The organism is Timaviella obliquedivisa GSE-PSE-MK23-08B, from assembly GCA_019358855.1.
Taxonomy (GTDB): domain Bacteria; phylum Cyanobacteriota; class Cyanobacteriia; order Elainellales; family Elainellaceae; genus Timaviella; species Timaviella obliquedivisa.
In genome coordinates this window covers 87,273-109,161 of sequence record JAHHII010000012.1, presented here as the reverse complement: position 1 = coordinate 109,161, position 21,889 = coordinate 87,273, and the positions used below count along the sequence as shown (strand labels likewise).

At 46.7% G+C, this 21,889-nt stretch carries 15 protein-coding genes; 5 read left to right on the top strand and 10 right to left on the bottom strand.

Going from position 1 to position 21,889, the window contains the following annotated elements; all coding sequences use genetic code 11:
• Position 1: 1 nt before the first annotated feature.
• The 3 genes from KME11_18575 to gcvT all read left to right on the top strand — a co-directional run bounded on the left by KME11_18575 (position 2) and on the right by gcvT (position 3,417).
• Positions 2–1,114 carry an LptF/LptG family permease gene (locus tag KME11_18575; GenBank protein ID MBW4517216.1) on the top strand — a complete coding sequence of 371 codons (1,113 nt, stop codon included), beginning with the start codon at positions 2–4 and terminating at the stop codon, positions 1,112–1,114.
• A 68-nt stretch (positions 1,115–1,182) separates the two neighbouring features.
• On the top strand, positions 1,183–2,289 hold the full coding sequence (locus tag KME11_18570) for a hypothetical protein (GenBank protein MBW4517215.1): 1,107 nt from the start codon (positions 1,183–1,185) through the stop codon (positions 2,287–2,289).
• A 21-nt stretch (positions 2,290–2,310) separates the two neighbouring features.
• Positions 2,311–3,417 (top strand): glycine cleavage system aminomethyltransferase GcvT, encoded by a 1,107-nt coding sequence (gene gcvT, locus KME11_18565; GenBank protein MBW4517214.1) that lies wholly within the window; start codon positions 2,311–2,313, stop codon positions 3,415–3,417.
• A 124-nt stretch (positions 3,418–3,541) separates the two neighbouring features.
• Here the strand turns inward: gcvT and KME11_18560 are convergent, their stop codons facing one another.
• The 5 genes from KME11_18560 to KME11_18540 form a co-directional block, all read right to left on the bottom strand.
• Positions 3,542–9,097: a response regulator gene (locus KME11_18560; protein MBW4517213.1), complete on the bottom strand. Its 5,556-nt coding sequence runs from the start codon at positions 9,095–9,097 to the stop codon at positions 3,542–3,544.
• 80 nt (positions 9,098–9,177) lie between these two features.
• Positions 9,178–11,928: a HAMP domain-containing protein gene (locus tag KME11_18555; protein MBW4517212.1), complete on the bottom strand. Its 2,751-nt coding sequence runs from the start codon at positions 11,926–11,928 to the stop codon at positions 9,178–9,180.
• Positions 11,929–11,964: 36 nt separating this feature from the next.
• A complete protein-coding gene (locus tag KME11_18550) occupies positions 11,965–12,492 on the bottom strand; it encodes a chemotaxis protein CheW (protein MBW4517211.1) in 528 nt (175 codons plus the stop codon).
• A 149-nt stretch (positions 12,493–12,641) separates the two neighbouring features.
• Entirely contained in the window at positions 12,642–13,007 is a 366-nt protein-coding gene (locus KME11_18545) for a response regulator (GenBank protein MBW4517210.1), read from the bottom strand.
• A gap of 119 nt (positions 13,008–13,126) precedes the next feature.
• A complete protein-coding gene (locus KME11_18540) occupies positions 13,127–14,407 on the bottom strand; it encodes a response regulator (GenBank protein ID MBW4517209.1) in 1,281 nt (426 codons plus the stop codon).
• 209 nt (positions 14,408–14,616) lie between these two features.
• Between KME11_18540 and KME11_18535 the strand changes: the two genes are divergently transcribed.
• Positions 14,617–14,796, top strand: coding sequence for a hypothetical protein (locus KME11_18535; GenBank protein ID MBW4517208.1), 180 nt, complete (start codon positions 14,617–14,619; stop codon positions 14,794–14,796).
• Positions 14,762–16,495, top strand: coding sequence for a pilus motility taxis protein HmpF (gene hmpF / locus KME11_18530; GenBank protein ID MBW4517207.1), 1,734 nt, complete (start codon positions 14,762–14,764; stop codon positions 16,493–16,495). Before KME11_18535 ends, hmpF begins: the two co-directional genes overlap by 35 nt.
• A 90-nt stretch (positions 16,496–16,585) precedes the next feature.
• On the opposite strand, the gene KME11_18525 is transcribed toward hmpF, so the two are convergent.
• The 5 genes from KME11_18525 to KME11_18505 all read right to left on the bottom strand — a co-directional run bounded on the left by KME11_18525 (position 16,586) and on the right by KME11_18505 (position 21,879).
• Entirely contained in the window at positions 16,586–16,933 is a 348-nt protein-coding gene (locus tag KME11_18525; protein MBW4517206.1) for a DUF1257 domain-containing protein, read from the bottom strand.
• A gap of 171 nt (positions 16,934–17,104) precedes the next feature.
• Positions 17,105–18,613, bottom strand: a complete 1,509-nt coding sequence (locus tag KME11_18520; GenBank protein MBW4517205.1) for an AAA family ATPase — start codon at positions 18,611–18,613, stop codon at positions 17,105–17,107.
• Positions 18,614–18,705: 92 nt separating this feature from the next.
• Positions 18,706–19,056 (bottom strand): hypothetical protein, encoded by a 351-nt coding sequence (locus KME11_18515; GenBank protein MBW4517204.1) that lies wholly within the window; start codon positions 19,054–19,056, stop codon positions 18,706–18,708.
• A gap of 160 nt (positions 19,057–19,216) precedes the next feature.
• Complete coding sequence (locus KME11_18510) at positions 19,217–20,365, bottom strand: glycosyltransferase family 4 protein (protein ID MBW4517203.1); 1,149 nt, start codon at positions 20,363–20,365, stop codon at positions 19,217–19,219.
• Between the two features lie 62 nt (positions 20,366–20,427).
• A complete protein-coding gene (locus KME11_18505; GenBank protein ID MBW4517202.1) occupies positions 20,428–21,879 on the bottom strand; it encodes an MFS transporter in 1,452 nt (483 codons plus the stop codon).
• Positions 21,880–21,889 lie beyond the last annotated feature (10 nt).

The window sequence follows — 21,889 nt, the reverse complement described above, 5'->3', positions numbered from 1 at the left end:
GATGGATCGATATTTAGCGATCGAGCTAATCTTGCCATTTTTGTTTGGAGTCGGCGTTTTTTCGTCGCTAGGCGTTTCGGTTGATGCGTTATTTGATTTGATTCGTAAGATTACTGAGTCGGGGCTGTCATTTGCGATCGCCGCCAAAATTTTCTTCCTCAGGTTTCCTCAGTTTGTCGCGTATTCCTTCCCCATGGCAACCCTGTTGGCAACGCTCATGACCTATAGCCGCCTCTCCAGCGATAGCGAACTCACTGCCCTCAAAGCTTGTGGCGTTAGCGTTTACCGCATGGTTCTGCCTGCCTTAGGCATTTGCTGTCTCATTACTGGAATTACCTTTGCCTTCAACGAACTTATTGTTCCAGCCGCCAACTATCAATCTGCTATCACTTTGGCGGAAGCGCTACAAGAAGACAATCCTCCTTTCAGTGAACGAAATATTCGCTACGAAGAGTACAAAAAAATTACTCTTCCTAACGGCGAAAGTGAACAAGCCCTATCACGCCTCTTCTATGCCAAAAAGTTTGACGGCGAACGAATGCAAGGCCTCACGATCCTCGACTTTTCTCAAGAAGGCTTGGAGCAGATTGTGAGCGCTAAATCTGCCCAGTGGAACAGTCAGCAGAGCCTCTGGGACTTCTCGAATGGCACCATCTATATCGTTTCAACAGATGGTGCTTTCCGCAATATCGTCACCTTTGACAACCAACAACTCAAGCTACCGCGCGCGCCCCTCGACCTCGCTACTCGTAAGCGAAACTACGATGAGATGAACATTGCTGAGGCGTCAGGCTATCTAGATCTCCTTAAGCAAGGCGGTAGTGATGATCAAATCCGCAAGCTTCAAGTCCGGATACAGCAAAAGTATGCCCTCCCCTTTGTCTGTATTGCTTTTGGGTTAGTAGGCGCTGCGTTGGGTTCTCACCTAGAACGGGCAGGTCGAGCTACCGGGTTTGCCATTAGCTTGGGGATTATTTTTGGGTACTATTTATTAACGATCGTATTTGGGTCGCTCGCTCAGCTGGGGTACATTTCTCCAGTTTTAGGAGGGTGGCTTCCCAACCTGTTCGGTCTGATCGCCGCAGGGTTGCTTTTGGTTCGTTCGTCGCGATAACTCGATCGGCTTAATAATTCTCATTCGCTAAACTTGTGTAAACGCCCGCAGAACCGGAGGGATAAAATATGCCAGCTTTCAAGCAGACCCCCGCTTCCCTTCGCTACCTCAAAGCCCGCTTAACTATCCTAAAACGTCCTACAGTCTGGGCTACGGCTTCTGGATTGATTTTATCAGTCTTCTTAGTCGGAGAGTATTTGGCAAATCCACAGCAATATACGGGCAGCAATGACCCTGGTACTGCATCTCATCCTCCTAATCAAAACCCTTTAGGCAATCTGCCTACCCAAAATACGGCAGCTAGCAATAGTGAACTCTTTGAGACACTCTCCGATGTCTCTACTGTGCCGCTCCAGACCCGTTCAAGCCCCCAATCTTCTCAGAGTGATAGTCCCAAATCTCCACTTTTTCAAGAATTCTTGCTAGCTCGACCCTCCACTGCTGCCTCAAAAGATAAACCTGGGCGATCGCAATCTCCATTGTTTTCAACGCCTTATTCCGCCGAGAGTTGGCGCGATCGCTCTCCAGACCAACTACCTAGTGTCTATTCGCCAGGTTCCGCAACAGGACTTGCTATTCCCCTCTCTAATGGCGTAGCCATTAGCAGCAGTGCCTCCTCTACTAATAGCTCTACTGCTATCAATCCACTTCAGTCTGCTCTAGAACGATATTCTTCTACTGAAGAGCAATCCCAACTTTCTTCTGTCCGCCCCCTGGCTCAATCCTCAGCCGCGCGTAGCACTGAAGACTCAGAGCTTCCAGAGCTTTCAGAGACAGAAGGCTCTACAGGTCAAAATTTTCCAGGGCAGCCAGACTCATCACCCCAAAGATTGCCCAGTCCTCAATTTTCGCCTCAGATCTCGCCTTCTCCAGGCACAACAGGATACACCTTGCCTTTAACCTTACAGACTCCGACTCCTAGTGTTAGACCGTCTTCCTTCAACATTAATCTTCAGCCTATTCCAGGACAAATAACCCCACAAATTAATCCTGCTGCGCCCGGACAGTTCTATGATGAGGGTCAACCGTCCCACTCTACAGGACAACCTAATTATCCTAAGGTTCAACCCTCATCTGCTCCATCTTCTCTCGTGCCCGCTCCTTTTTCTGTTCCTCGTGCGGCTCCAGGGCGTTCTATCGGCGGTGGGCAAATTAATACCTTCTCGAATCCCTAGCGTTCTTCATCCTCCCTGGCAATGTCTTATCCTAAAATCCCTTTTTATACTCCGCTTCATTTGCTTCATCTTGAACTTAGCGCCAGGATGGTACCGTTCTCGGGGTGGGAAATGCCAGTTCAATATAGCGGCATTAGCAAAGAGCATCAGGCAGTTCGACAGCAAGTAGGTTTATTCGATATTTCACACATGGGCAAGTTTGTTTTGAGCGGTCATAACCTTATTGAGCAGATCCAATATCTTGTTCCATCTGATTTGAGCCGCTTACAACCTGGCGAAGCCCAATACACAGTTCTACTAAACCCCAGTGCAGGCATTATTGACGACCTAATTATTTATTATCAAGGTATCAATAAAGTGGGGGAAGAACGCATCACCACCATTGTGAATGCGTCTACCGCTTCTAAGGATAGAGATTGGCTACAGGCTCATCTGGATTTATCACAAATTCATTTCCAAGATCTTTCTCTCACGCAAACGCTAATCGCAATTCAGGGTCCTGAATCTGTACAAGCTCTTCAAAAATTTGTGAAGGAAGATTTATCGGCTGTTAAACGGTTTGGTCACTTGGATGGGACTGTCTTAGGAGAACTTGGTTTTTTGGCTCGGACGGGGTACACGGGCGAAGACGGGTTTGAGGTGATGGTTGCCCCGGAAGTTGGGGTAGAGTTGTGGCGATCGCTTATTTCTCAAAATGTTCTTCCCTGTGGGCTTGGCGCACGCGATACTTTGCGGCTTGAAGCTGCTATGGCGCTTTATGGACAGGATATTAATGAGCAGACGACTCCGTTAGAAGCTGGGCTAGGCTGGGTGGTGCATCTTGACCGAAAGGGTGATTTTATTGGGCGATCGGGTTTAGAGGCACAGAAACAATCCGGAGTTTCTCGGCGGTTAGTTGGGTTGAAAATGGAAGGACGCAATATTGCCCGCCATGACTACCCAATTTTTTATGAAGGAGAACCTGTAGGAACAGTGACGAGTGGCACGCTTTCTCCCACTTTAGGCTACCCGATCGCCCTGGGCTATGTTCGTAGCGATCTTTCAAAACTCAATCAGTTAGTGGATGTAGAAATAAGAGGCAAAACTTATCCCGCAACCGTAGTGAAGCGACCCTTTTATAAAAGCTAACAGTAGTCCTTTAAATCATTTTGAATACTATTGAATGATATTTGCGTGATAGATATTTGCGTAATAACAGTGGGTGGAAATCTGATCAGGTTTTCACCCGCTGTTGATTTAAGCATTCCAATGATTAAGAGCGATTGGCACTTTTAGTAACTAAAACTTCTCCTTTTAGCATTCGCTGAGCAGCATCCAATAAGGCTTCTTCGAGGTACGGTTTGGTAAAGTATCCCTTTGCGCCCAGTTGAACTGCCATTTGGCGATGGCGATCGGCTCCTCTGGAAGTCAGCATGGCGATCGGTAAGTGGCTAAGACCGGGGTCTTTTTGCAGACGGGAAAGTAGTTCTAATCCGTCCATTCGTGGCATCTCAATGTCACAGAATACCAAGTCACAAGGCAGACCAGAGCGAAGTTTTTCCCAAGCCTCTTGTCCGTCACGGGCTTGCTCCACGCGATAGCCCACTTTGTTAAACGTCATCGACAGTAATTCTCGAACCGTAATCGAGTCATCCACAATGAGAACCGTTGGCTCGGTTTTCGCCGTAAAGGCTTCTGGAGGAAGCTGCTCTTCCATTTCCCAAAGTGAACTACCCGCATCTCGGCGAACTCGCCCTTCTGCCAGATCGATCAACTCCAAAACATCCGCGATCGGCATAATTCGCCCATCTCCCATCACTGTTGCTCCTGCAATGCCAATGGGTTTAGGAACAGGGCCTTCTAGCTGCTTAATCACAATTTCTTGCTCACCTAGCACCTGGTCGACCTGAAGCGCCAGGTTATTCCCAGTGCTACGCAAGACAACCACTGAAATAATGTCGTCCTCCTGGTTGCCCCCATACACGCTACCTCGACCCAGGATCCGCCCGTGTTTCAATAAATCAGTTAAGGGTTGGAAGGGAAGCAAGGCATCGCGCCAGTAGATACAGGAGCGACCTTGCGCGTCAATCTGCACTCTTTCTCTAGGGATATCCAGCATGTCTTCTACACCATCCATAGGGAAAGCAATGCGGGCACGGTTGCTGATACAGCAGAGGGCTTTAGAGATGCTTAAGGTCAGGGGTAGACGGATTGTAAAAGTTGTGCCTTTGCCAACGGTTGAATCGATGCTAATAACACCCCGAATTTCATTCAGGTTGCTACGAACCACATCAAGACCCACACCTCGCCCTTTGAGATCGTCAATTTGGTCGGCAGTACTAAACCCATGATGGAATAGTAAGTCGTAGGTGTCCATGCGAGACATTTGTTTAGCTTCTGCCGCAGTAATTAGCCCTTTGGCGATCGCCTTCGACTTCACCCGCTCTTGGTCAATGCCTGCCCCATCATCACTCACCGAAATAATAGTTTGGTTTCCTTGGTGAAAAGTTCGCAGCACAATCTTGCCCATAGGGGGCTTACCAGCAGCAAGTCTTTCTGCTGCGGTTTCGATTCCATGAGCCACTGCATTATTGACCAAATGCGTCATTGGGTCATAGAGATGCTCAATAATCATCTTGTCAATCAAAGTATCTCGCCCCTCGACCAGCAACTCTGCTTGCTTACCATACTTCAAAGCATTGTCTCTCACGCCTCTGGGCAAACGGTCAGCCGTTTGAGCAAAAGGAACCATGCGGGCACGGGTCAAGCCTTCTTGAAGCTGGGTCGTAATTTGCCGGAAGTTGCGAGTCACTTGATCGCTTTCTTCCACTACAAAATCAATATCAGAAGCCGATTCTCGCACTCGCACAATTAACTCAATCATTTCTTGCGAAAGAGTATGGAACCCAGTAAAGCGATCCATCTCTAGCGCATCAAAGCTTTCTCCGGTCGCATGGTTTGATGAATTACTCTGCCCTACTCCAAAGCCACTATCTCTTTGAGGTTTAAGATGATAACTGCGGCGAGTTGAAAGCAAAGAACTTTCAAGCAGCGATCGCTCGTACAAGTCGCGCATCCGCTGACCCACATCGCTCAATTGCTGCACCTGATAAAGCAAATTGTCGAGAAACTGGCGTAAACGTTCCTGAGCTTGTTCTAGACTATTCCGGTTGACCACCATCTCTCCAACCAGGTTGTTGAGATTGTCTAAATGCTTAACCGAAACTCGCATGGTCTGATCGCTCAGAACTCCCCGGCGATTCGACCGACGGTTAGGAGCGTTGGCAGCTTTACGACTTACCGAGCCTCCCGCTAAGGTTTGATCCGCATCTTTCAGCAAATCTTCAAGGTCACCAAATTCATCATTTTTAGCTGGCATGTTGAGGGTTGTCTCAACAACAGGAGAAGCTGCGGGTGGAAGAGCATCACCTAGTAAGAGTTCTAAATCATCAAAGTTATTTTGTTCCGGCTCAAACAATATTTGATTTACTTCAGCAGAAGTTTGAGTTGTTTCCCCGAGTATGGCTTCTAAGTCAGAAAAGTCATCGGGTTGAGCAGGTTGATTGAGGGGGATGGCCGATGAAGAGACAGGTTTCTCCGGTGCTTCCATAGGCTCCATAGGCTCTCCATCAAAACCTTCTCCAAAGTCGAGTGAAAATGGGTAGGATTCTGAAACCGCCCCAACTCCGGTTTCCACAAATAAGTCGTCTAGTTCAGCAAAGTCATCCTGGGCTGAATCATGGGGCTTTAGGGTGATTGGAGCGGCGATCGCTGCTTCCCCAAATCCTTCAGGACTTTCTAATTCAAACTCAAATCTTGTAAAATCCTCTATCTCCGAGTTAGCTGAATCTTGAGCCTGCATGAAGCCTGAAACGCTATTTGGGAATCTCTCTATCTCCTCAGCCTCTCTTGAATCTGCTGCATGAATGGGACTTAGAGCGATAAACTCCTCTGCTTTAGAAGGCTCAAGTTGGTTAAGAGGAACTGAAACTTCAGCGTCGCGATCACTCGCAAAGGTATCACCAATATTGATATTTACCGATTCTCCATTGTGAGGTGAATTGGATTCATCCATAAACCATTCATTTGCACCATTCTCCCAAGCATCACTGGTTAAAGATGGAATGGTGCTTTCGGATAAAGTATTATCGTCTACATATCCTTCTGCTGTAGTTTCAACCCACAACTTATCTATCTCCGTATCTTGAGCAATTTGCCCTAAGTTAGGTTCAGGATAATGGGTCAAGTTGTTAAAGTTTAGTTCGCCATTTTCCTCTGGACTGCGGAAGTTTAGCGTAGGAAAATCTTCTGAGCTACTGTCAGTCAAACTATCAGTCAAGTTGAAAAAGTTAACTTCATTGGGCTGAGAGTGTAAGTCAAAGTTCAACGAACTAGGTGAGCTTTCTACAGACTCCTCTTCTATCTCATCAATCTTCAATACGGCTTGCTCAGATTCGGAGCAAATATTCCAAAGATTATCCAATTCAAAAGCTTCCATCTCATCATCAGTCTGTGAATCTGATTGATCTGTTGAAAAGAACGTAAACTCATTTTCCTCTGCTAATCTGGATTCTGAGTTAAGTTCTAGCAGCTTTGCCTCGACAGGCTGAGAAGCCGCAGAAAGCTCGAAGCCTCCTTCTTCCAACTTTTCATCAAGAATTGATGCACTCACATCCTCTACTGCTCTTGCAGACGATTCCATGTCAAAGAACAGTTCAGAGCCGTTTGTAGAGTCTAATTGCTCTACCAATAAATCTGGGACAGTCTCAGGAGTGTCAGAGAGACCAGCAAAATTTGCAATTTCCTCGTTAGATAAAGTGGTTGAACCCGCATCAGCTTTTTCAGCTAGTAGAGGAAACCCGGAATCTTTTGCTGGCTGAAGTTCAGCAGGCTGTTCAAAGAAATCTGCTTCAAAAAAACTGAAAGGCGAATCATTGTTAAGCTCGCTAGGCTCACCTAACTTAGCAAACTCGGTAGTTTGAGCGATGCTTAATGTAAATGGGTCGTCAGAAGCAACTAAGGCAGGTTGCTCGGTCAAGTTGGGCAGATCAGATCCAGCTAAATCAAACAGAGGATCAGAGGGGGCGATCGCTCCGTCATGACTCAAATTCAGCGCAATTTGCTCATCAGCCGATACTGTGCCAAGCGGATCAATCAACCCTACACCTGTTCCCATCTCATCAAACGATATTTCAGATGACGTTTCAGGTGCCGAGGCGCTATCGAGCCAGTCTGCCTGAAAGGGGTCATCTGATGATAGTGCAGCTAATTGCAACAGATTGTCTGAGACCATCAGGTTCCCTTGGGGCATCAGGGAACTTTGCTGCTGAGGTTGGAAAGGGCTATCAAGCAATTCTGACAAATCTTCTTCTACCAAATCATCTAAAACGAGATCATTAGATAGATCAAGGTCATTAAGGTTATCCAGTAACAAATCAGAAAACTCACTATCGGCACTCTGACTTCTTAACTCAGAAGAAACGGTGGTTTCGTGAAGGTCATCAGCGGACTCTTCTGACTGCCATGTCAAGTCTAGATTAGGCATTTCTCCTTCAAAGAGGTCAGCCAAACTGTTTAATTCTGCAATTCCGACTTCTGGACCTGATCGACCGTCTAGTGAAGAATTGGTTTTAGAGGATGGCTGATCATTAAAGGATAAATCTGAATTGGCAGAAGTTTCAAAATCGGCTTCGTTGAAATTAAGGCTAAATTCTGACTCAAATGGGGAGATTTCTAGTGCTATCGCCTCCCCTCCTGATTCTTCTTGAGTAACGGCATCATTAAACCAGTCGTCATTGGTCAGAAGATCTGTCTGATCGAATACTGCGATCGCGCTCAAAGATTCATTGAGTGGAACTACAAATCTATCGAGATCATCAAACGATAAAACATCTTCACGCTCATCAAAGCCGCTGCCGCTCAATTCCATTGAGCCTAACAAATCTGTAAAGTCGGAACCTAGATCATTAACGTTAGATTCATCTTGTAGGGGCAGAAGTGCTGTTAAATTGTTACTCGCCAAAATTTCGGTGGAGCGCCCAGACAAGACTAATTCTTGAGCCTGCTTGACTTCTTTAATGATGACAGGAGCAAGAACACGGTAGCTATTTTGGGGGTTGGCGATCGCTCTGCGAACATCATCTAGCAACCTACACCAAGCCAGTAAATCAAGTGGGTCACCGTATTGCCCTAACACCGAACAAATCGCTTGAAGTTGTTGTCGGCTATCGGTAGTCTCTTTTTGTTTGAACAACTGAAGCATTTCTCGGAGTCGAATCGGGACTTCGCTTTGAAAAATGAGTTGGAGTGCACTTTCTTCTGCTGCGGGTACGCCAACTGGGGCGGAAACAGGCTGTCCTATTGAGAGGATGCTTAAATCCACGTCTTCAAGAAGCGTACTGTTCACCTGACCGATTAAGCCACTAAAACGGCGATTCAATTCTTGAAAAACAGGCTCTACACCTGCCATGACTTCTGCCGATTTATCGTTGGTTAACCCGAAAGGACCCTGCAACTGTTCAAGCAAGGCTTGCAGCGCATCAAAAATTTTGAGGAAAAGGGTTTCTAAGGCTTGGTCAATTTCTATTGGACACTCTTTGAGAATCTTGAAGTAGTCCTCTAGACGATGGGCTGCTTGCTGAATGCTAGTTAGTCCCAGCATTGCGGCTCCGCCTTTGACTGAGTGGGCGGCTCGAAAAACCTCATTTACCATTTCGGGGTCTTCAATCGTCCCTTGCAGATTCAGCAACCCCTGCTCAATGGTATTGAGGTGATCTTTCGCCTCCTCAATGAAGTAGCCCATAATCCGCTGTTGTTGTTCCGACAGCATAGCAGTGTTCCTCTGAATACTCTTGGCGATCGCCCGATAACGGCAATAAAATGTCTAAAACGAAGGGTCTAAGGTTCAACCTAAACTTTCTCAACTCGAAACCGTTCTACCGATGAGAGCAGACCCCGCGCCACTCCCACCAGATTTTGCAGAGAGCCAGAAACTCGTTGTGCCTCTTGCGAAGTTTCCTGAGCCGTTAGCTCCACAGATTGCATGACCTGTGCCACAGCCCGCGAAGTTTCAGTTTGCTCCACGGTGTCTGATGTAATCGAGCGCACTAGCACATCGATCCGGTTAGAAACTTGAATGATGTCTTCGAGCGATCGCTTGGCTTGTTCTGCCAACCGAGTGCCCTCAATCACTTGCTGTGTCCCTTCTTCCATTGCGGTCATAACTGACCCGGTTTCACCCTGAATTTGCAACACAATTTGTTCAATTTCCTTCGATGCTTTGGCAGCACGATCGGCAAGCTGCCGCACTTCGTCAGCAACGATCGCAAAGCCGCGTCCTGCCTCACCTGCTCTTGCCGCCTCGATACTCGCGTTCAGTGCCAGCAAGTTAGTTCGAGAAGCAATCTGCGAAATCAACGCCACAATTTTAGAAATCTCTTGAGAAGATTCAGCCAGACGCTTCACCTTCCGAGTGGTTTCTGCAACCGTTTCTCGAATTTGTAGAATTCCCGCTACAGTCCGTTCTACCGCTTCACCGCCTCTCAAAGCAGTACTAGACGCAGACCGCGCTACTTCCTCGGCTTCACGGGCGCTTTCTGCTACCCGCTGAATCGAGTCGGTCATGACTTGGACAGAGTTAAGGGTCACAGCCAATTCTTCTGCTTGTCGCAGAGCATCGGAAGAGAGCGATCGGGCAAAGATCTCGTTTTCTGTCGAACCCTTTGTGACCTGGCGGGCTGCCATTTTAACCTGTTGAACAATCTCTCGGAGGTTTTGAATCGTTAGGTTGAATGAATCTGCAACGGCTCCTAATACGTCAGCCGTCACTTCTGCCTGCACAGTCAAATCGCCCCTAGCGGCCCCTTCCACATCATCTAGCAGCCGAATGACTTGGCGTTGCAGGTCTTCTTTCGCTTGTTCTTGCTCCTCTGCCTTCCGTTGAGTCTCACCTGTACTGGTTAAGATGGTTTTCGCCATCTGATTAAACCTTACCGAAAGTAAGCCAAATTCGTCTTCCGAGTAAACTGTGGCTCGGGCACTAAGATTACCTTGCGACACGGCCTCAAACTGCGCCTGCAAATCTGCTGCTGTCCGCTTCACTTGTTTGGTGGTCATGCCGCTCAACACACCCGCTACACTACCGCCAACAACTAGTGCTGCCCCGGTCATGGCTAGGCTTGCCATGGTCAAGTAGGGCTGAACCACTGCTTTTTTATCTTTGGGAATTGCACTTGAAAACCCATAGCTTACGCCTGCTACAACGATCGCAGAGACAACGCCCGTAGCCAGACCAACAATCCATTTCTTTGAGGACAGAGAAGAATTTTCCAGGGGTGCAATCCAGCCTTGCTCCACACTTACTTCTGGTTCAAGGTTACGAGTATTTGCCTGGGTAAAGTTAGGCATTTGCTCAGAATGACTAGAAAGCGGAAACATTTCGTCTTCCTGAATTGTCGAATGATCGACATTTTCACTAAATCCGAACCCTGAGCCGCCAAATCCAGAACCATTCAATGCTCCAGAAGTGTCTTTGGAGGTGCTAAATTCTGAAGAGTCGGTGGGACTAATTAGATCAATAGAATTATCGGAAAGGTCGAATTCTGGCAAACTGCCAAGGTCATCAAACTCGTCAAACTCATCTAAAAAGTCAGCGCTGTTCGCTCTTGTTGTGGGAGCGCTTGAAGCAAAAGAACGCTCTCCGCGTGATGGAAAATCGTCATCAAGGTCATCTAATCCATACCCAGAGTTTTCGGAAATGAATGTGCGATCGTCTTGGTTATAGAGATTGGTGCTGGAAATGCCGTTAGATATACTACCCGACATACTAAAAGTGTTTGCTGCCCGTCCTAAGTCTCCATCTAAGTCAGAATCATCTAAGCCCATAAATAGAGTTGCATCATCTGAAGGATTTAAAGGCGACTGGGAGCCAAATTCCTCCATGGACGTAACAGAATTGTTGTTAAAGTCATCTAATGCCGAGGCACTGTTGAATGCAGTGTAAGTGTCGGGTGTTGGCTGAGCATTAAGGGTAAAAGAGTCTTCATCATCTACAGACTGACTCAGCGTGAAAGGCTCATCTAGGAGAGGCAATTCTGTTTCACCTAATGGCTCAGAAGTTGCAAAGGGATTGGCAAAGGGGGAAGAATCTGGTGCGTCTAGAGGATCAGTAGACTGAGGGTTCCAGTCCAATCCAGTCGTTGGGGCAACGTTTAGATCTGCAAAATCGAAATCTTCTAATTCTTGATGAGACAGGTTTGTTCCATTGCCGCTGTTAGTACGGTAGGAATCAGAACTATGGGGGTCGGTAGTGCTGACAAAATCGGCATCAATATCTGCGAATGCATCATCCACTTCCCCTCCTGCTATACCTAGGGGATTTTCTACTCCATATTGATCAGCATAAGCTAAGCCATTATTGGCATAGTTAACATATTCGGCATCAGATGTTAAGCCCAGAACCGATTGATATTGCTCTCGGGCAACATCGTATTGCTGTAACCCATAGCAGTAGATGTGACCTCGCAGTAGGCAAACGTTTGGATCGCTGGGATAAGTCTCTGCGAGCCGATCAATAATTGAGGCAGCCTCATCATAGCTGCCTAGCATGTAAGCTCGTTCTGCCTGTTGATATTCCTGTGCGTACCCAGTACTTGATGCCATTTACCTTCTCCTGCCCGTGCAAATCTCAAACTGTGCTTATGCTGCCCATCGTGCCGATCGCAAAATCGCTACTTGATCAAGCAATCTCAGCAGATGGTCGGAACTTTCTAAAGACCACTCTCCTCGTAGAAAAGGAGCCATCAACTCTGGTACGTTGGTTGGCATCTGCACTGTGTCAATATCTAGCCAATCCATCCCAATAATTCGATCGATGGCAAGACCCAACATTGCGTCTTGATCTTCAATGGCAATGACAGAAATTTCGGGGCGATCGGTGCTTAAAGGCGTGGAGTCCCCTAAAAATTGACCCAAATCGGCAACCCAGATCACGCGTCCTCGCACATTGAGCGTACCCAAAAGCAAAGGAGAAACATTAGGAACGGGTGTGATCCGGTCAGGTGCAGAAGAGATGACCTCTCTAATTCCAGTGGCAGGCAAGGCAAATTCATCACCTGATGTGACATAAAATCTCAGATGAAGTTCACCCTCTGGGCTTTCAAGTTCCTGAAACTCAGAAGCTTGATCTTGCCCTATCCCTGTCAAAAAATCTGGATTACCTATCATGGACTTTGCCCTACTGACACCACGGAAAATATCTAGATATCATTCCCCTTTAACCTACCCGTACCCAGGGGTTTCATATCATTTAATGATTGTCTATGTACTCTTCATTAGTTTTAATAGTTAATAACTGTATTTACCCCTACAACAATTTACCCGCGTAAGAGTTGCTTGACTGTGCCTACCAGTTCAGTAGGTTGGAAAGGCTTGGCAATATAAGCATCTGCACCTTGCTTCATCCCCCAGTACCGATCAAACTCTTCGCCTTTAGAAGAACACATCACCACAGGAACGCTCTGCGTTTTAGGATCGGCTTTCAATCGCCGACAAACTTCATAACCATTCATTTTCGGCATGACAATGTCTAAAACAACTAAGTCCGGACGGTTACCCTGAATTTTCTCTAGTGCTTCTACTCCATCTCCAGCAATGGTCACAGTTAAGCCGCTGCCTCTAAGCAGATCTGTAATCATTTCTCGCTGTGTAACACTGTCTTCGACCACTAAAACTGTAGTCATAACTTTTGACCTACCCTTAAGGTTGACGGGAAAAACCTGCCTTGCCTCATGATTCTCCTCACCCAAACAACTTGTACTATTATGTTCTGCTCACAGCGATCGCCATCACTTTGCGCTTTTTATCTACGACGATGTGAGGGAAACGGTGAAAAGGAACCTCTGACCTCAAGTTCTAACTCATCTTTAAGATCTTCTGCCAATAAGTTTTCCGACTTGAGGCGATCGCGCTGCCCTAAACCGACGTATTGTTCCACCAATGTCAATAGTTCTACCTCTCCAAAAGGCTTTGTTAAGTAGTCGGTTGCCCCTACCATGCGGGCTTTAACGCGATCGATAAAGCCATCCTTCCCGGTCAACATAATAATAGGAGTCTCTCGGAAAACGCTAGACTTCCTTAACATGGCACAGATTTCGTAGCCATCCAGTTCAGGCATTGTAATATCGCACAAAATTAGAGTCGGTTTGAGTTGAAAAACCAAGCTCAATGCCTTCAGGGGATTACCGATGGCGGTGACTTCGTATCCTTGCTGGTCGAGAATGCATTCCACGGTCTTGCGAAGGGCGAGACCGTCGTCAATGCAAACAATGCGAGGAACTTTATGCTCGTGCAGAAGCTGAAGTTCTCGGTTTGAGTGCATAAAGTCTTCAGCAGGAGGAGCAGACAGATGGACGATACCTTGCTGAAGGTAAGGATAGATAGCACGGGCGACGGCTGATATGTCTCGGTTCAAATAGCGTGCCATTTGGCGGAGCGAGGTTTTTCCATCTACCCACCGCTCCAACGTGGTGCGAGCGCTTGCACTAAGGGTCTGGCGAAGTTGATTAGCATCAGCGATCGCCGGACACTGATCAGGAGACTGGATATGAGGATGAAACTGTTTCCACTCCTGCACCTGCTTCATAATTCTTGCCACCAGAGAACTAATTTCTAGGGTTGTCAACTGGGGAGAGAGGGCATGACCAAGTTCAAAAATGAAAGAGCCTTGGTGGAGACTCAGTAAGTCAAATAATGTCTCATGCACCATGCTTTGAATGATGCTGCGCCCTTGGGCGGCTGTTAGCACACGGTTTTCAAGGAGTGCCCAGAGATGACCATACTCAGGAGTGTTGATAGTGGCGATCGCCGATATGTTCGTTAAAGAGGGCGATTGGTCTACATTATAACGACGGAGATGGTCTTGCAAGCGAGTTAAATTACCGCAACTCTCTCCTGCATAGATAATTTGTCCATTGAGGAAAAAAACAAACCAAGATTCTCCCGTCGCGTGGTCAAGCTTGCGGGAAGAGTTGACATTGTTTGTAGCGCCATAGGTTTCTACAAACAGCCCACCTGTCCGTTGACCTAGCTCAATAAGCTGCAAGATACTGCGAATGTCTATCTCACTTAATTTACCCTGCATTCAACCCCAGTACTTTTTTGATGAATGTGATTAGCATTGTGCCCCGAAGCTAAGGAAGAGCGATCCCTCTTCCCTGCTTATCTCCCATGTGTCTAAAGCAAAACTTGAAGTTTAATTCCCTCCTGTTCCTGTTGTGCCTAAGAAATTCCGGGGAACTCTAGACAGGTAAGAGATCAGCTAAGACATTAGCGACCCTCAAATCAAACAAGATGTCTTTTCAAAAAACAAAACCTCTAGCGATCGCTTGCCCTTTACAAGATAGATATGTGCTAGAGCAGAGCGATGGCAATGTCACCATCATTTCATCAAATTTGACTGCAAATCGAGCTTTAGACACGGAAGAGGATTGTCAGCGTGCTGTATTTAGCGGAAGTACTCAGAAAGAATAGAAGCGTCCTTGGCAACGGCAAGGCTGAATTCAAGCTATTAGCTAGCCAGAAATCTGACCATCAATGGATTGCTATCCCTAACGAGGAAGTTGTTTCTGCACCTGATGATGTCACCTACGCCGCTGGGGTATTGGTGATGATAGAACTGACTTCGAGTAAGCAGATACAGAGACATAATGAAGCAGGTCGCCAATTAGTAAGCATTCTCCAAAATTTCTCTCGGTTGCAGGATAAAGCGAAAACTCAGGAAGAGGAAATTGAGCAGTGGAAGCAGTCTCTAACCTACCAAAGCCAAGAACTAAATCGTCGGGAAATGGAGATGGAAACCCGACACGAAGAACTCCAGCAGATGGAAGAGGAATTTGCCCTACTTGAGCAAAAGGGGCAAGAGATTGCTGCTGCCCAAGCAGAAATTACTCAGCTACGCGGAGAATTTGAGCGCAAGTCTCAAGAGCTAGAAGGCGCTTGGGCACAACTTCAAGGAGAAACCAATCGTTTAGAGGAGCGTCAGTCTGAGCTTCAGCAATCGCCAGGTCTGGATGAAGAGCAAACTCATTATCTTCAAGACCTATTGTGTCGCCTTTTAGGAGCGGTTATTCCAGTTGAATCCATTCAAAAGCAGTTGAACCTAACCTTTGAAGTTATTGCTCAACAGCAGAGTGTTTTGGATAGTCGTTGGCAGAATTTGGAGCAGTATAGGTCTTCTGCTCAACAGTTACAGTCAGAGGTTGATCAGCAACTTCAAGCCGTTCAAGAAGCATGGCAAGTATGGCATCATTCTCAAGCTGCCGTAGAAGCAATTCGTATAGAACTACAAACTAAGCAAGAAGCCCTAACTTTAAAGCAAGAGAGTGCCCAGGTTTTGGCTCTTAAATTAGCGCAGTATGAAACTTTGCATCAGCAGATTGCCCAACTGATGGGAGTTCCTGAACAGGGGAACGAGGCGTTAAGGGATATGCCCTTAGAAGATTTACAGAATGTGGTTAAGGACTTGGAAAAAGATTTAGAGAAAATGTCCAAGTTTGTCCATAGCCAAGAAGAAGAGCTAGCCCTTCAGCAAAAAACTATTGATGACCTTAAGGCACAGAGTCAACAAGCCAGTGAATACGATCGCCTCAGATTGGAATCGGAGCGAATGGAGGAGCAAGATTGTTACCAGATGTTGAATCAGACTTTAGTCGGTCAACGTCGCAATTTATTAGAACGTCAAGGTGTTCTGAAGCAGCACCAAGTGATGTTAGCAAAGCGCCAAGGGCTTCCTTTGGAAAAGGAACCAGTTTCTATTGATTTAACACCTCTTTTGACTCAAGTTGAGGAGTTTAAGGAACAGCAAACTCAAGAGAAGCAAGTATTAGATACACAAATTCAGCAGTTGCAAGAGACAGTCAGTCAAGTTCAAGCTTCTGTCAATGAGAAGGTAATTAATCTAGACGCTAAGCGTCATGAAATTGTGAAGCTAGAGCAGCAGTTCCACACTCAACTAGCAACAGTGGCTGAGCTTTGGGGCAGAGTGAATATATGTCAGGAATTACTCCAACCAATGCAGGAAGGCATTCAGACAATGAAGCAAAAAGCAGAGGCGATCGCCAGTGTCATGACGCAATTTGAAGAAGCGGGTAACTATCAGCGACAAGCGATCGCGGAAATGCAAACGACTGTTGAGCGCCTAACAGGTAAAGTTCCTGAGTGTATGGTCTAATACTCTACTGTCTTCAACAAACGTACCAAAAAACGGGTTAGCCTTTATAAGCTAACCCGTTCATTTGGAAACGCTGAGAGAGACTAAACTCTACATAACCAGTCTAACGTTAGCGTTTTGTAACCCAGGGCGCTTAACTTCAGCCAAGGTCTTGTTGACAGCATACTTCTGATTGATCGAATTGATCAACTCAGTCTGGTTGTGCTTTTTAGCAACGCCCCAGAGGTCAGCAATCAGATCAAAAGACCCATCTGCATTACGAGACCAACCCAAATCATATTCGCCTTCAAGAGTAGCAACAATGTCAGAGCGGACGCGCTGACCATTGTAGCCACGAACATCAGCTTCGGTCTTAACAGAGATTCCGAGATCCCGAAGAGAGTTCTTGAGGATTTCAGCATCAGTGATTTTGGTGCGCAGAGTGCTAAAGTGAGACATCTTAGATTTCCTCCAGTAGAGAAATTGAGAGAAACGACACAGTTCAAGTTGTGAATAACGCCGCAGTACTCAACGGGTGGAACGCTGGCAGATGCGGTTCAGTTGTTTCCTTCAAACTGCTAGCCCATTAAGACTAGCCCTTCCTCCTGTGGGAGCAGGAGAGAAAGCCTTTTAGAACTCTAGTCGCTGGTACTCGGCGACAGAGGATGCAGCAGGACGTGCGCGCTGTCTTGCCCAATCCCGTAGGGCAGTAACCTGCTCGTGCATCGTTTTAGAAAGCGGTAATGTGGCTCGAATTGAAGCGATAATATCGAGCTGTGTGAACTCTCGGTCTTGTGCGAACGCTTCGTACATAGCAGCAACTAGCGCCTGCTCAATTTCTGCACCCGAAAAGCCATCACAGACCATTACAAGTTGATCTAGATCAAAGCGACTAATGTCTTCGCGCCGCTTTGCTAAGTGGATTCCAAAAATTTCCTTGCGCTCATCTGAACTAGGCAAATCTACAAAGAAAATTTCATCGAAACGCCCTTTTCTAAGAAATTCGCCTGGTAGACGCTCGACACGGTTAGCAGTTGCCATGACGAACACTGGTGAAGTCTTTTCTTGCATCCAGGTAAGGAAGGATCCAAAGATTCGGCTAGAAGTACCTCCGTCAGAATCAGCAGAACCCGTGCTACCTGCAAATGCTTTATCGATTTCGTCAATAAATAAAATAGCTGGCGAAATTGACTCAGCCGTTTTCAAGGCATTTCGCAGATTCGCCTCTGACCGACCAACCATTGACCCGTCATAAACCCGACCCATATCTAGTCTTAGCAAAGGCAAACCCCAAAGACGAGAGGTTGTTTTTGCAATCAGAGACTTTCCACAGCCGGGTACTCCTAGAATCATCATGCCTTTGGGTTGGGGCAAGCCATACTCGCGAGCACGTTCAGTAAAGGCATTAGAGCGCTGCCGCAGCCAGTGCTTAAGCTCTTCCAATCCACCTACTGAGTCTAAAGTTTCATCCTCTTCTATGTACTCTAAAATCCCATTGCGCCTAATGAGTTGCTTTTTCTCAGAGAGAACAATGTCTACTTCAGCTTCAGTTAAACGCCCAGAAGTTACCTGCGCCTTCCGATAGACTTTTTCAGCTTCGTCACGTGTTAAGCCTAAAGCTGCCTTGAGTAGTTTTTCACGAGCTTCGGTCGTAACTCGGCGACTACGGCTGAGCTCAAGCTGTTGGGACAGGACTTGATTGAGTTCAGCCATGTCTGGCAATGGATAGTCGAGGACGATTACCTCTTTCTCCAACTCAATAGGAACCGTCTGAACAGGAGACATCAATATAATGGTTCTTTGTGTGTCCTTAAAGCTAGCGATCGCATCGCGCAGCCAACGAGTTACAGCAGGAGAGTCAATAAAGGGATGTAAATCTTTGAATACGAAAATCCCAGGATCACGCTGACGAATCACCCACTCTACAGCCGCTTCTGGCGAAACTGTATTGTGCTGAGTCACATTGCGAGGCTGACCGTACTCAACAATTCCGTGAGTAACCGTCCAAATGAACACCTTTCGTGTAGGTTTCATTTGTGCAAGAGCGTCAATCGTCTGCTCGGCTCGTTCTTCCTCAGAAGTGACGAGATAGATCAGAGGATATTGAGCCTGAACTAAGATACTAAGCTCCTCTTTCATGACCATAAAGCCTAACCTATAAACAGTGCAGACATTACCGAACATAGACCTTAATCTTAAGCAACACGCTACGATCGCTTAGGCTCGTCCTGCTAACAAATAACTAACTCACCTTCATCTCGCTGGTCAGAACCAACCTGATTTTCAGACAAAGCAGAAGTGGGAATATTTTCTTCTGACAAAATGCTATGCCGCTCACTAACTGCAGTCATCTCCCCGTCTTTCACAAGGAGAGGACTAGAGCAATGAGGACAGTCATAAATTTTGTTGGCTTGCCCATGAGACATTTCCACCTCATCCACAACATCCGAATGCATCAAATAAAAGAAAATTGCACGCTCGGCGATCGTAGACATAGGTTCAAAGTCAACAGCAGCCTTAATTTTGATCTGTCGATGAAGTTCTGGAGGGAGATATAAAGTGACCTTGTGCTTGTCTTGCATAAAACGACTATGTAGTTGATACCCGGGTATGGAAGTTAGGATAATCTTGATTCTTAGAAGCTGTCAAGGAGGCAAAACGCTTTGACGGCACTATTGTCACATTAGTTTACATTGATGGCTTTGTGACTGGAATGATGAGCAGTATCAATTTATGGAGTTATTAAACTAAGCTGCTGGAATAGATATGCTGTTGCTTCAACACTTGTCGGTATAGATCCTCAAGTTGGGTGATGTTTTGGGCAAGAGTGTAGCGATCGAGAACTCTTTGACGAGCTTTACGACCCAGAAGTGTAGTCAGTTCCGGGTGATCCTGAAACATGGGAAGTAGAGTTTGTAGTTGAGTAGACACCCGTTGCGTACTAATCACAATGCCAGATCCTTCTTCAAGAACTTCCCCATCAGCGCCTGCATCGGTTGCCACACAAGCGACTCCGCAAGACATTGCTTCCAATAAAGAAAGAGACAGCCCTTCTACCAGAGACGGCAGAATAAAGACATCTGATCCTCGGAGAACCTGAATACGCTGCTGCTCGTCGGCAACAAACCCCATCCAAATTACCCCTTGTTCGGTGCCGTATGTACCCATTAAAGAGAGGGCATTAGAACCATTGCCTACAATAACGAGCTTACTGCTCTTGCTCATGTCTGCCTGTTTCCAAGCCCGAAGGAGTGACTCGACATTTTTCTCAGCCGCAATCCGCCCCTGATAGACAAAAACTCGTTGGGCGTTCAGTTGAGTTTTGAGCTTTGATAAGCCAGGTGAATATTTGTTGACATCTACACCATTGGGAATGACTGCCAATCTAGTCTCTGGAACTCCTAACCGAACCAATAAGTCACGCTGGATCTTAGAAAATACAATGACGCGGTTATAACTTGCTAGAAATGGAGCGTAGAGCTGATACATCAGATGTTGAGTGCCTGATGTAAAGTTGCGGCGTTTATGATCAAAGGGAGGATGGAAGGTGGCAACTAGGGGTAAACCAAGTTCTGCGCAAATTTCTGGCAGTAAAAAGTCTAACGGAGAAAGGGTGAGGGAGGCGTGAACAATATCTGGTCTAAGCTCCCTGAGCGCTTGAGTGAGAACTTTACTCGATTTGAACGAGGGGATGGTGTAGATCTGAGACTTGTAAAGAAAGGGAATAGGGACTTCCTGCCATTCTGAACGCGGCTCAAGAGGCGTATCTTCGGAGGCAAAGTGGACAAAGCTAACCTGATGACCCCGATCTAATAGCGAATTTGTGACTTCCCGACCGTAGGTAACATTGCCACAAAAGGGGGACTTCTTTCCAAGCCAAGCAATATGCATTCAAGTTAATCGCTAAGTAATCTTTTGAGAAATAAGAATCTAATATTAAGGATTTTAGACGGTTATGGCGTTGCTTCATCAGGTTGGGTAGGAGAAATTGTCCGAGTTAAAATGCCGCCCGCCATTGCCAAAGCCGCTAAGCCTAGAAAGACTGCTTGAAGCCCAAACCAGGTTTCTGCCAGCCCTGCCAAGACTAGGGGTAGACTAAGAGCGATATTAATAGCATTATTTTGTAAGCCAAATACTTTGCCGCGCATGTCTTCGGGGGTTTCTTCTTGAATTGCTGTTTGCATCGGTACGCCAGCGATCGCGCAGCAAGCGCCCAAGCAGACTAAAAGGGGCAGACAAGGGAAAAACCGATGGGCAAAGAAAGACACTGCGGCTAAGGAAATTGCCATCCCTACTGAGCCATAGAAACCAAGCTGAGTGCGAGAGAAGCGCTGTCCAAATTGTCCAACCAAAACTGCGCCGATCGCCATCCCTACCCCACCTGCTGCCAACAAAAACCCAAACTGAGAAGATTTGATATCGGGCATCACCTCTGCCATACGCACTGCCAGAACTGCGAGCGCCGCAAAAATGGAGAATAGGATGACCAGGTGAATGAGAGCGTTACGAACTTGCTGTTGATGCTTGAGATAGCGTAAGCCATCCCGAATGTTGTCCCAAACAGCGGGTAAGGTTTCGTCGGAAACAGCAGGTTTTTCGTTGGTTTTGAGCAGCATGAGCAGGAAGCCCGCGATCGCATAGCTGCCGCCTACCAAAAGCTCTTTGCCAATATCAGGGGTAGCGTTGAGGGCAGTGGCGATCGGCGCGACAAGTTGATCTGCTAAAGCCAGCAAAGGCTCACCCAAAGCAAAGCCAACAATCACCGATGCCATCATGGTCATCGTGTAAAGGGAGTTGGCAGACAGCAAATGGCGGCGTTCAACAACCAGAGGAATAACGGCTTGCTCTGCTGGTGCGAAAAACTGAGTAAGGGTTGAAACTAAAAAAGTAATACCCAAAAGAACACAGAAACCAATAGGCAAACCGTAAAACGAATGCCAGCCCTGAGTACTCCAAAGGAGGAAAGGGAGGCTTAAAACCAGCCCACCCCGGAGGAGGTTAGTAACAACCAGGACTGCTCGTTTGCGCCAATGATCGACAAATACTCCGGCAACTGAACCGAATAGAATGGCAGGAATTGTAGAAGCAATCATTAACGAAGACACCCAGCCACTGATAGTTTGGTCAGCCGACTGAAAACGGCTAGCGATCAGGGCAATCATTAAAACTAAGTAAACTTTGTCTGCTAACTGAGAAAAGACCTGACCACTCCAGAGCGCCAGAAAATTGCGATTTCTAAGCACTGGGAGAAACCCATGTTCTGGTTCTAGCTCTGGGGGAACGCTGGGTAGTGGAGATATGGCGATCGCCCCGTTTCCATTACCATTTGTATTGGTGTGGGGCAATTCTTGATCTTTAGCCCATGACTGAACGCCAGAGTCGCCAGAAACAATGCGTGTGCCCATCTCATCAGAC

Bases quoted from the DNA above. Each gene is read 5' to 3' on its own strand.
- KME11_18575 (MBW4517216.1), top strand. From the start codon at position 2: ATGGATCGATATTTAGCGATCGAGCTAATCTTGCCATTTTTGTTTGGA.
- KME11_18570 (MBW4517215.1), top strand. From the start codon at position 1,183: ATGCCAGCTTTCAAGCAGACCCCCGCTTCCCTTCGCTACCTCAAAGCC.
- gcvT (MBW4517214.1), top strand. From the start codon at position 2,311: ATGTCTTATCCTAAAATCCCTTTTTATACTCCGCTTCATTTGCTTCAT.
- KME11_18560 (MBW4517213.1), bottom strand. From the start codon at position 9,097: ATGCTGTCGGAACAACAACAGCGGATTATGGGCTACTTCATTGAGGAG.
- KME11_18555 (MBW4517212.1), bottom strand. From the start codon at position 11,928: ATGGCATCAAGTACTGGGTACGCACAGGAATATCAACAGGCAGAACGA.
- KME11_18550 (MBW4517211.1), bottom strand. From the start codon at position 12,492: ATGATAGGTAATCCAGATTTTTTGACAGGGATAGGGCAAGATCAAGCT.
- KME11_18545 (MBW4517210.1), bottom strand. From the start codon at position 13,007: ATGACTACAGTTTTAGTGGTCGAAGACAGTGTTACACAGCGAGAAATG.
- KME11_18540 (MBW4517209.1), bottom strand. From the start codon at position 14,407: ATGCAGGGTAAATTAAGTGAGATAGACATTCGCAGTATCTTGCAGCTT.
- KME11_18535 (MBW4517208.1), top strand. From the start codon at position 14,617: ATGTCTTTTCAAAAAACAAAACCTCTAGCGATCGCTTGCCCTTTACAA.
- KME11_18525 (MBW4517206.1), bottom strand. From the start codon at position 16,933: ATGTCTCACTTTAGCACTCTGCGCACCAAAATCACTGATGCTGAAATC.
- KME11_18520 (MBW4517205.1), bottom strand. From the start codon at position 18,613: ATGAAAGAGGAGCTTAGTATCTTAGTTCAGGCTCAATATCCTCTGATC.
- KME11_18515 (MBW4517204.1), bottom strand. From the start codon at position 19,056: ATGCAAGACAAGCACAAGGTCACTTTATATCTCCCTCCAGAACTTCAT.
- KME11_18510 (MBW4517203.1), bottom strand. From the start codon at position 20,365: ATGCATATTGCTTGGCTTGGAAAGAAGTCCCCCTTTTGTGGCAATGTT.
- KME11_18505 (MBW4517202.1), bottom strand. From the start codon at position 21,879: ATGGGCACACGCATTGTTTCTGGCGACTCTGGCGTTCAGTCATGGGCT.